This window comes from Anaerotruncus sp. DFI.9.16, assembly GCF_024461615.1.
GTDB lineage: Bacteria > Bacillota > Clostridia > Oscillospirales > Ruminococcaceae > Anaerotruncus > Anaerotruncus massiliensis.
The window spans coordinates 1-7,886 of sequence record NZ_JANFZX010000081.1; the positions used below are offsets into that span (position 1 = coordinate 1).

Genomic DNA, 7,886 nt, shown 5'->3' on the forward strand with positions numbered 1-7,886 from the left:
CCCCCCCCCCCCCCCCCCCCCCCCCCCCGCCCCGCGCTTCGCGCGGGCGATCCCGCCGCCGCGCAAAAACCCCCGCCGCTGTATCACAGCGACGGGGGTTTTCCGTGTTCCCGGAGCTTCGCGGGACCTATCCGCGGCAGAACTTCTCGACGTAGTGGTCGATCGCGTTCTGGACGATCTCGATCGCGGTTTCGGGGCCGGCCACCTCGTTGACGGCGGTCTGCTTGCCCTCGAGGGATTTGTAGACGCTGAAGAAGTGGCGCATCTCGGCAAAGACATGCTCGGGCAGCTCGCTGATATCCCGGTAGTGGTTGTACATCGGGTCCTCAAAGGGGATCGCGATGATCTTCTCGTCGTTTTTGCCGTTGTCGATCATCGAAATAACGCCGATCGGGTAGCAGCGCACGAGGCTCAGCGGGATGAGCGCCTCGGAGCAGAGCACCAGCACGTCGAGCGGGTCGTTGTCGTCGCCGTAGGTGCGCGGGATGAAGCCGTAGTTGGCGGGATAATGGGTGGAGGTGTAGAGGATCCGGTCGAGGATGATCAGCCCCGTCTCCTTATCCAGCTCGTATTTGTTCTTCCCGCCCTTCTGGATTTCGATCACAGCGATAAAGTCGTTTTTGGTAATGCGCTTGGGCGACATGTCATGCCAAATATTCAATCCGATAACCCCTTTTCAAAACTTCTCTAGCCCTGTAGCGTCCTGTCAGGATGATTTTAGCACACCGCGGCCCAATAAGCAACCTACCACTTGGTTTTTGTCTCCACGACCTTGCCCACGATGGTGAGCCGGTCGATCTCCCCGCCGATGAAGACCTGCGTCTGGTAGGCGGGATTGAAGGGCTGCAAGATCACCGCGCCCTCCTTTTTGAGCACCTTTTTGAGGGTGCCCTCCTCCCCGTCGACAAGCACGACGGCCAGATCCCCGCTTTCGACGTCGGGCTGGCTGTGGACAAGCGCGAGGTCGCCGCTGCTGATGCGCGGCTCCATGCTGTCCCCGCGCACGATCAGGTAAAAGTAGTCGCGCGGGTTTTTGACGTTCGCGGGCTCGCTGCCGTAATCCTCCTCAAAGGCGTAGGCGTCGTAGCCCGCCTTGACGGTGCCGAGCACCGGCACGAGCACCTCCGCCCCCGGCCACACCGGCGCGGAATGCGCGTCGTCCCGCCCGAGCAGGCCGTCGGCCGATACGCCGAAGAGGTCGGCGATTTTACGGAGCGTGCCGGGGTCGGGGGTGGAACGCCCCGTCTCCCACTTGCCGACCGCCTGCTGGCTGATGCCGAGCTGTGCGGCCAGCGCGCCCTGCGAAATTTTGCGCTCCTTGCGAAGCGCCCTCAACCGTTCGGAAAACATTGATCTTCTCCCTTTCCCGGCGCGCGGGAGGAACCCGCTGTCCGGCCCGCGGCGCCGCCGTCCCCGCAGCCATTTATACTGACAGTTATATTTTACATCAATAGGTTGTATCTGTCAATCCAAATAATCAAAAAAGTTGTAAAACGGCTTGACAACAACCAATAGTTGTTGTATATTGAAAATACAAACAATCGTTGTTTTTCGGCAGTCCGGACGCCTCCTTTTCCGCGCGGGAGGCCGTCCGCCGGGAAACGGTCGGCGCGGAGGAAGGAAGGCATCCGGATGAAACTGTTCTATCATATCCGCTATCTGTTCCAACTGCTTACGGTGGTTTCGGCGTTTTTGGTCCTCGGTTCGCTCGGCGCATGGGAGACGGGCGGCATCTCCCTCTGGGAGTGCATCCTCCAGCTCGTCGCCTTCACCGCGATTGGCGTCTTCTGCGCGCGGGCGGGCTCCAAGAAGCCGGCCCGGCGCCGCCATGCACCGGCGCCCCCGACGCAGGCCGCGCAGGCGCGGCCTGTCCGCCGCCGCGTCGCCGCCGCGCACGCGGCCTGAACTGCGTACCCGCGCGCCGCCCGGCGCCGCCCGGCGCCGTCCGGCGTCCGCGGCGCGTGAAAGAGCCGCGGGAATCCCGCGGCTCTCCTGCTTTCGGCGTTTCCTGTGGATACGCACTCCATGTCTTTACACGCCCTCCAAATCAAAGGGGGGCGTGTATTCTTCTTTTGCGGAGCTTTTCTCCTGCATGTAGCCGCGGACGCCCAGCTCCCGCGCGCGCTCGAGCACCCTGCGGTACTCGTAGCTGCTCAGCCGCCGGCCGAGCTCGGGGAACTCCCCGCTGCGGTAAAAGGGGGTGTACTGGCTCATGACGCTCACGCGGATCTCCTCCAGCGGCAGGTTTTCCGCGATCCATTCGAGCACCGCGATCGAATCGTGGAGCCCGCCCGGCAGCACGAGATGGCGGATGACGAGCCCCTTTTCGAGCAGCCCGTCCGCTCCGAACCGGACGGGCCCCGTCTGCCGGAACATTTCGGCGATCGCGGCGGTCGCCGCCCGGAAATAGTCGGGCGCGCCCGAATAGCGCGCCGCGCGCGCCGCGTCGGCATATTTGAGGTCGGGCAGCCAGACGTCCGCCACCTTCCCAAGCAGCTCCAGCGTCTCGGGAGACTCGTAGCCGCCCGAATTGCAGACGACGGGAATTTTGAGCGCGGGGCGGGCGCGCCCCACCGCCTCCACGACCCAGGGCGCCCAGTGGGTGGGGTTCACGAGGTTGAGATTGTGCGCGCCCTGCGCCTGCAATTCGAGAAAGATTTCCGCCAGACGGCCGACGGAGATCTCCTTCCCAAAGTTTTCCGCGCTGATCCGGTAGTTCTGGCAGAAGCAGCAGCGCAGCGGGCAGCCGGAGAAAAAGACGGTCCCCGAGCCGCGCGTCCCGCTGATGCAGGGCTCCTCCCACTGGTGCAGGGCCGCGCGCGCGACGCGCGGGAGCGCGCCGCCGCCGCAGAATCCCCTTCCCGTCCTCCGGTCGGCCCCGCAGGCGCGCGGGCAGAGGGTGCAGTGTTCAAGCCTCATTTTCCTTCGCCGAGCAGCTCCCGCTCGACGAGCCCGGCCGCATAGATCACCAGCTCGCGGCAGCTCTTTCCCTCGCCCGCCTTGCGCCGCTCGATCAGCTGACGGCAGGTGGTGCTGCCGTTCTCCGCCTGGAAGATGCTCTCCAGCTCCTTGATCCGCGCGTAGGTCGCGGCCTTGGTGAGCCCCTTCTCGGGCGAGCCGCCGCTCCCCTGGAGCCCCGCGAGCATATAGACCGCGCTCGTCGCGCCGCACACGCCGCTGTGCATGCCGCCGATGCCGCCGCCGAAGCCCTCGGAGATTTTGAACGCCGTCTCCTCGTCCATGCCGAAGAGGTCACAGTAGGCGCAGAGCACCGCCTGCGCGCAGTTGTAGCCCTGCTTATGCAGCGCCACGGCCTTTTCCACTCGATTTTCCATCTTTTCGCTTCCTTTAATACGGTTGTCCTTTGCCGCCGAAACAGGCGGGATTGATCATAAATGCTTGATAGCCGCTTCGGTTATTATACCAGCCTGCGCCCCGGTTGTAAATCGTCCGGCGCGCAAAAAGGCACGAGCCCGCCCATCGGCGGCCCCGTGCCTTTTACGCTGCCTGCGGTCCAGCCTCAGAAGAGCTTCCCGAGGCTGATATAGTTCTGAATCAGCAGGCTCAACTCCTCCTGCCGCTCGGCGGGAAGCTCCTGCGCCGCGAAAAAGCTGCGCTGAAGCGCCGTCAGCCGCCTGTTCTCCGGGGAGATCAGGTCCTCGTCAAAGAGGCGCATGGTCTGGAGCTTCAGGCCATCCGCGATCTGGTCGAGCGTCTGCACCGTCGGGTTACCGTTGACCCGCTCCAGCCTGCTTACGCAGGCGGTGGTCATCCCCGACGCGAACGCCAGCTGTTCCTGTGTCATTCCAAGGGAAGTGCGTACAAACCGGATGTTACGTCTGATTACCTCGTTGCTGTTTGACATGCGTCCACACCCCTTTTCGACATCATAATACATTTTTCGACCCATTTCAAACTACCATAGTTCTAGATATATGTTACCAGTATTAAATGTATTTTCCATTTGTGTAAAAGTGTCCCCAAAATTTGTGCATCATTTTTTGAAAGCGGTTTTTTTCGACAAAACAGCCGCTCGCAGGAAAAGTAAATTATACTTTTATTATAAGTTTTTCATGACTACAGTGGAAGCCCTGCGCCCCATCTTTTCCGGAAAAATTTTTCCCAGTCTGTCCGGAGGCCGCCGCGCATATCTTTAAACATGTAAAAACCTGACAGGAGGGACCCCTATGAGCGATCAGAACGCCATCCTCTACGCGGCGCCGGAACCCTATCCTCCCATCCGCGTGGAGCGGCCCAATCCCCGTTACGCGCAGATGCTCCAGGCCAATTTCGCTTCCGCGAGCAGCGAGCTCACCTCGATCACCCAGTACACCTACCACAGCCTCGTACTCGGACGCTCCGCGCCCGAGGCCGCCGACGTCCTTCACCACATCTCGATCACCGAGATGCACCACCTCGACATCTTCGGCAGGCTCGTCCTGCTGCTCGGCGGCGACCCGCGCTACTGCTCCTCGCGGCAGGGCTGCCCGGTGGCCTGGAACGGCAATATGGTGACCTGCCACGCCTCCCTCTGCGAGGCGGTCCAAAGCGACATCTCCCTCGAGCAGGCCGCCATCCACACCTACCAGTACCAGGCGGCGACGATCGAGGACTGCTATATCTCCGCGATGCTCAACCGCATCATACTCGACGAACAGCTCCACATCCGCGCCTTCCGGCGGATTCTCGAAAGCTGCCGCTGACCCGCTTGCATTTTCCGGAGGCTGTGCTATCATATTCCCAGAATCCCCCTCGGAAGGAGGAACGGCATGGTCTGCCCTTACTGCAAAAAACGCATCCCGCGCAAAAGCGCCTACTGCCTGCACTGCGGCGCACCCCTCTCCGCCCCCGCCGGGGCGGACGCCCCTCCGGTGCGCGCCTGCATCCTCTGCGGGCGGCCGCTGCCCGAGGGCGGCGTCTCCGATCTGTGCGACGCCTGCCTGCGCGGGGAAACGCCGGGCGGCGTCCCGCCCGAGCCCGAGCTGCTCCCCGACTTCGACGAGAGCCCGCCCGGCGACGCGCCGAAATCCCGGCGTAAGCCGCCGCGGTGGCTGCTTCCCGTCCTGCTCGTCATCCTGCTCGCGGCGGGCGGGCTCCTCTTCTTCCTGCTGCGCCCCGGCGCGGAAGCCCCGCGGGAGCAGGCCGGCGCGCAAACCGATGCGGAGCGGTACGCCGTCACCTGCGCGCAGGAGATGGTCCGCGCGCAGGCCTACGACCCCGCCAGCGTCCACTTTTACCAGCAGGGCCTGTCGGTCGACGAAGAGGCGGGCGTCTACACCGTTTCCCAGCGGTTCGACCGCAACACCGCCTCCGGGGAGACGCTCACCGAGTCCTATACGGCAAAGCTCACCCTGTCCGACGGTCTGGACGGCTACTCCCCCCTGATGCTGGAGGTGGGGGGCGGCGTCCTCTACGACAACCGCGAATAACCCCCGCCCGGGGCGGCCAGACGGCCGCCCCGGGCTTTTTTCCCCGTGCGGCGTGTTGACACGAAAAACACACCGGGATCTGTCCCCCGGCGGCTTCCAATTTGGTTATAAGAGTAACCGGAAAGAGAGAGAAACTGGAAACGCAAGAGCAAAGAAGGGGGCATCTCACCATGAAAAAACTGCTCGCACTGCTTCTGGCGGTTGCCTGCGTGCTGTCGCTGAACGTCGCGGCTTTCGCGGCGTCCTACGACATCTATACCGACCCGGTCGTCGGCACCATCCTGAACGGGGACGGCGAACCCGCCTACGATTCGGGCTACGACACCCTGAAGCCCGGCGACGACTACTACTATATCATCGGGCCCTCCTCCGTGGCGGGGTACGACATCCTGACCGACAAGGGCGTCGTCCGCTTCTCGATGAAGAAAAAGACCAACGGCAAGCTGGTCAGCGGAGCCGACATCGTGGAAAAGCGCTTCAACGGCACCCGCTACGTCTGCATCAGGTTCTCGATCAAGGACAATTTCTCCGCCGACGAATACAAGGTCGAGATGGAGGCGCAGATCAAGGCGCGCAAGGATTTGATCGTCACCCACTATCCGAGCCTCGGGGGCCGGGACTTCTTCCCGATGTTCAAGCTCGCGGGCCCTTCGGCGCGCAGCGCGGACCTGACGCCCGAACAGCTCGGCGCCGCCTACGAGCAGGCGGTCAAGGAACTGGCCGCCGCGGAAAACAGGCAGAAGGACCTGCTGAACGAGCTCAAACAGCTCGCCGCCGACGCGGGTTACGCCGCGTTCAGCCCCGGCAGCCCGGTTGAAAAGATCCCCGGCGTCGACGCGCTGAAAGCCGAGGCCGACCGGCTGCAGAAGGTCTATGAGGATCTGAAGGCGCAGTACGACGCGGAGCAGAAGGCCCAGTCGCTCACGGCCGAGGCGGAAAAGCTGCGGCAGCAGCTCGCCGACCTCGACGCGAAGATCAGGGAGGTAAACGACCAGATCGCCGCCCTTCCCACCGAGCAGCCGGCCGACACGTCCGCGCTCCAGGAGGCGCTGACCGCGCTCAAACAGAATATCAGCGGCCTCACCGGAGTGCTCACCGGTTTGGGCGTCGACGTCGACGGCGCGCTGGCGCTTGGCGAAGGGCTCTCCACCGGGAACCTGCCCCGCACGCAGGACCCGAACGCGCTGCTCAACATCTTCGCGTCCGAGAACGCGAAAGAAGACCCGGAGGAAAAGGACGCGGCAGGCGTCAACGCCATCCTGCGGGGGCTTCAGGGCGAGGGCAGCATTTTTAACGATGTTCCCCTGATCGACGACGAGGGCGGCAACTGGGCCGCCGTCGGCGGGCAGCTCTGGACGCTGGCGGTCAATCAGGCGGGCCAGCTCGGCGCCATGCGGGCGCAGGCCGAAGGGCTGCAAAAACAGATCGACGACGCGGCGCCGCAGGCGGGCAACGCCGCCCAGCGGCAGGCGCTCGAAGGCCAACTTACCACGCTCAACGGCGACAGAGCGAAGCTCGAGGCCCGGTATCAGGAACTCACCGCGGCGAACCTCGCCCCGCTCGGCGCGCCGGTCACCATCGGGCAGGTGAACCGGGCCAAGGCAGACGCCGACGCCGCCAGGACAAAATATGAAGCCGCGGTCAAGTACGGCGAGACCTACCTTTTGTGGGCGGAGCAGAAAAACACCGTCGTGCCCGCCGCCCAGAAGGCGAAGGACGAGGCCTACAAAGCCTACTTCGAGGGCGCGACCCAGGAGGAGCGCCTCCAGTCGGGCAAGACCTATTACCACGCCTTCAAGCTCTACATCCAGAATGAAAACCGGGTGGACGACGATGCGACCTTCACGATCGGTGAAAAGGGCGTCGTGATTAAGCCGGTCAAAAACGAGCGCAACATCGTCACCTGGGAGAACGCGGACGGGCCGGTCGCCTCGATGACCTTCCTCGCGGATTCGGACGCCGACTACTACTGCCCGCGCCTCTCCACCCGCTGGAACGACGCCGACTACCTCGACTACTTCCACGACGTGGACGCCTACCTCTTCGACTTTGTCGACAACCCCCGCGTCCCGGCGGCGACCCGCCCGACCCTCTCCCTCTACAACCCCTTCGTCGACGAGGACGGCGACCTGACCGTGCGGGAAAGCCGCATCCACGTCTACGAGGTGGACGGCGACGGCGAGCTGGTCGATAAGACCCACCTCTTCAACTTCGGGGAAAACGACGACGGCGACCGGGTGCTCTCCATCCGGACCTTCACGCTGGGCACCTACATCGTCTCGGACGGCAAGGCCGACCTGCCTGAAAGGAAGCCCTCCGGCCGCCCGGCCGACGTTGAAAAGCCCACCATTGAAGTCAACAACAACCGGAAGCCCGTGCCAAACACCGGGCGCTGACTTTCCTGCCGGGCTTCCGGTCCGTTCACAGCAAAGGGGCGCCCCCGGCCGATGGCCGGGG

9 protein-coding genes are annotated in these 7,886 nt (G+C 63.8%); 4 read left to right on the forward strand and 5 right to left on the reverse strand.

The genetic code is table 11. The annotated features are described in order from the left end of the window. Nucleotides 1–127: 127 nt before the first annotated feature. Nucleotides 128–661, reverse strand: a complete 534-nt coding sequence (locus tag NE609_RS16050) for an inorganic diphosphatase (protein ID WP_101549682.1) — start codon at nt 659–661, stop codon at nt 128–130. Between the two features lie 83 nt (nt 662–744). After that, on the reverse strand, nt 745–1,350 hold the full coding sequence (locus tag NE609_RS16055; RefSeq protein ID WP_101549679.1) for a LexA family transcriptional regulator: 606 nt from the start codon (nt 1,348–1,350) through the stop codon (nt 745–747). Nucleotides 1,351–1,632: 282 nt separating this feature from the next. Between NE609_RS16055 and NE609_RS16060 the strand changes: the two genes are divergently transcribed. Further along, the gene (locus tag NE609_RS16060) at nt 1,633–1,905 is read left to right on the forward strand and encodes a hypothetical protein (RefSeq protein ID WP_101549678.1); all 273 of its coding nucleotides are present in this window, start codon (nt 1,633–1,635) and stop codon (nt 1,903–1,905) included. A gap of 126 nt (nt 1,906–2,031) precedes the next feature. Here NE609_RS16060 and NE609_RS16065 read toward each other — a convergent pair whose 3' ends face one another. The 3 genes from NE609_RS16065 to NE609_RS16075 form a co-directional block, all read right to left on the reverse strand. Further along, nucleotides 2,032–2,919 (reverse strand): radical SAM protein, encoded by an 888-nt coding sequence (locus tag NE609_RS16065; RefSeq protein WP_256153097.1) that lies wholly within the window; start codon nt 2,917–2,919, stop codon nt 2,032–2,034. Continuing rightward, entirely contained in the window at nt 2,916–3,335 is a 420-nt protein-coding gene (locus NE609_RS16070; RefSeq protein ID WP_101549674.1) for a C-GCAxxG-C-C family protein, read from the reverse strand. The genes NE609_RS16065 and NE609_RS16070 overlap by 4 nt, the downstream gene beginning before the upstream one ends. Nucleotides 3,336–3,520: 185 nt before the next feature. Further along, nucleotides 3,521–3,865 (reverse strand): helix-turn-helix domain-containing protein, encoded by a 345-nt coding sequence (locus NE609_RS16075; RefSeq protein WP_172439170.1) that lies wholly within the window; start codon nt 3,863–3,865, stop codon nt 3,521–3,523. Nucleotides 3,866–4,187: 322 nt separating this feature from the next. Between NE609_RS16075 and NE609_RS16080 the strand changes: the two genes are divergently transcribed. The 3 genes from NE609_RS16080 to NE609_RS16090 all read left to right on the forward strand — a co-directional run bounded on the left by NE609_RS16080 (nt 4,188) and on the right by NE609_RS16090 (nt 7,825). Further along, entirely contained in the window at nt 4,188–4,703 is a 516-nt protein-coding gene (locus NE609_RS16080; protein WP_256153098.1) for a ferritin-like domain-containing protein, read from the forward strand. A 66-nt stretch (nt 4,704–4,769) separates the two neighbouring features. Then, nucleotides 4,770–5,429 carry a zinc ribbon domain-containing protein gene (locus NE609_RS16085; RefSeq protein ID WP_256153099.1) on the forward strand — a complete coding sequence of 220 codons (660 nt, stop codon included), beginning with the start codon at nt 4,770–4,772 and terminating at the stop codon, nt 5,427–5,429. A gap of 170 nt (nt 5,430–5,599) precedes the next feature. Next, nucleotides 5,600–7,825, forward strand: coding sequence for a hypothetical protein (locus tag NE609_RS16090; protein ID WP_256153100.1), 2,226 nt, complete (start codon nt 5,600–5,602; stop codon nt 7,823–7,825). Nucleotides 7,826–7,886: the final 61 nt, after the last annotated feature.

What these genes read in the sequence shown, in the direction of transcription:
- NE609_RS16060 (WP_101549678.1), top strand. Translation starts at nt 1,633, where the DNA reads ATGAAACTGTTCTATCATATCCGCTATCTGTTCCAACTGCTTACGGTG.
- NE609_RS16090 (WP_256153100.1), top strand. Translation starts at nt 5,600, where the DNA reads ATGAAAAAACTGCTCGCACTGCTTCTGGCGGTTGCCTGCGTGCTGTCG.
- NE609_RS16065 (WP_256153097.1), bottom strand. Translation starts at nt 2,919, where the DNA reads ATGAGGCTTGAACACTGCACCCTCTGCCCGCGCGCCTGCGGGGCCGAC.
- NE609_RS16055 (WP_101549679.1), bottom strand. Translation starts at nt 1,350, where the DNA reads ATGTTTTCCGAACGGTTGAGGGCGCTTCGCAAGGAGCGCAAAATTTCG.
- NE609_RS16075 (WP_172439170.1), bottom strand. Translation starts at nt 3,865, where the DNA reads ATGTCAAACAGCAACGAGGTAATCAGACGTAACATCCGGTTTGTACGC.
- NE609_RS16085 (WP_256153099.1), top strand. Translation starts at nt 4,770, where the DNA reads ATGGTCTGCCCTTACTGCAAAAAACGCATCCCGCGCAAAAGCGCCTAC.
- NE609_RS16080 (WP_256153098.1), top strand. Translation starts at nt 4,188, where the DNA reads ATGAGCGATCAGAACGCCATCCTCTACGCGGCGCCGGAACCCTATCCT.
- NE609_RS16070 (WP_101549674.1), bottom strand. Translation starts at nt 3,335, where the DNA reads ATGGAAAATCGAGTGGAAAAGGCCGTGGCGCTGCATAAGCAGGGCTAC.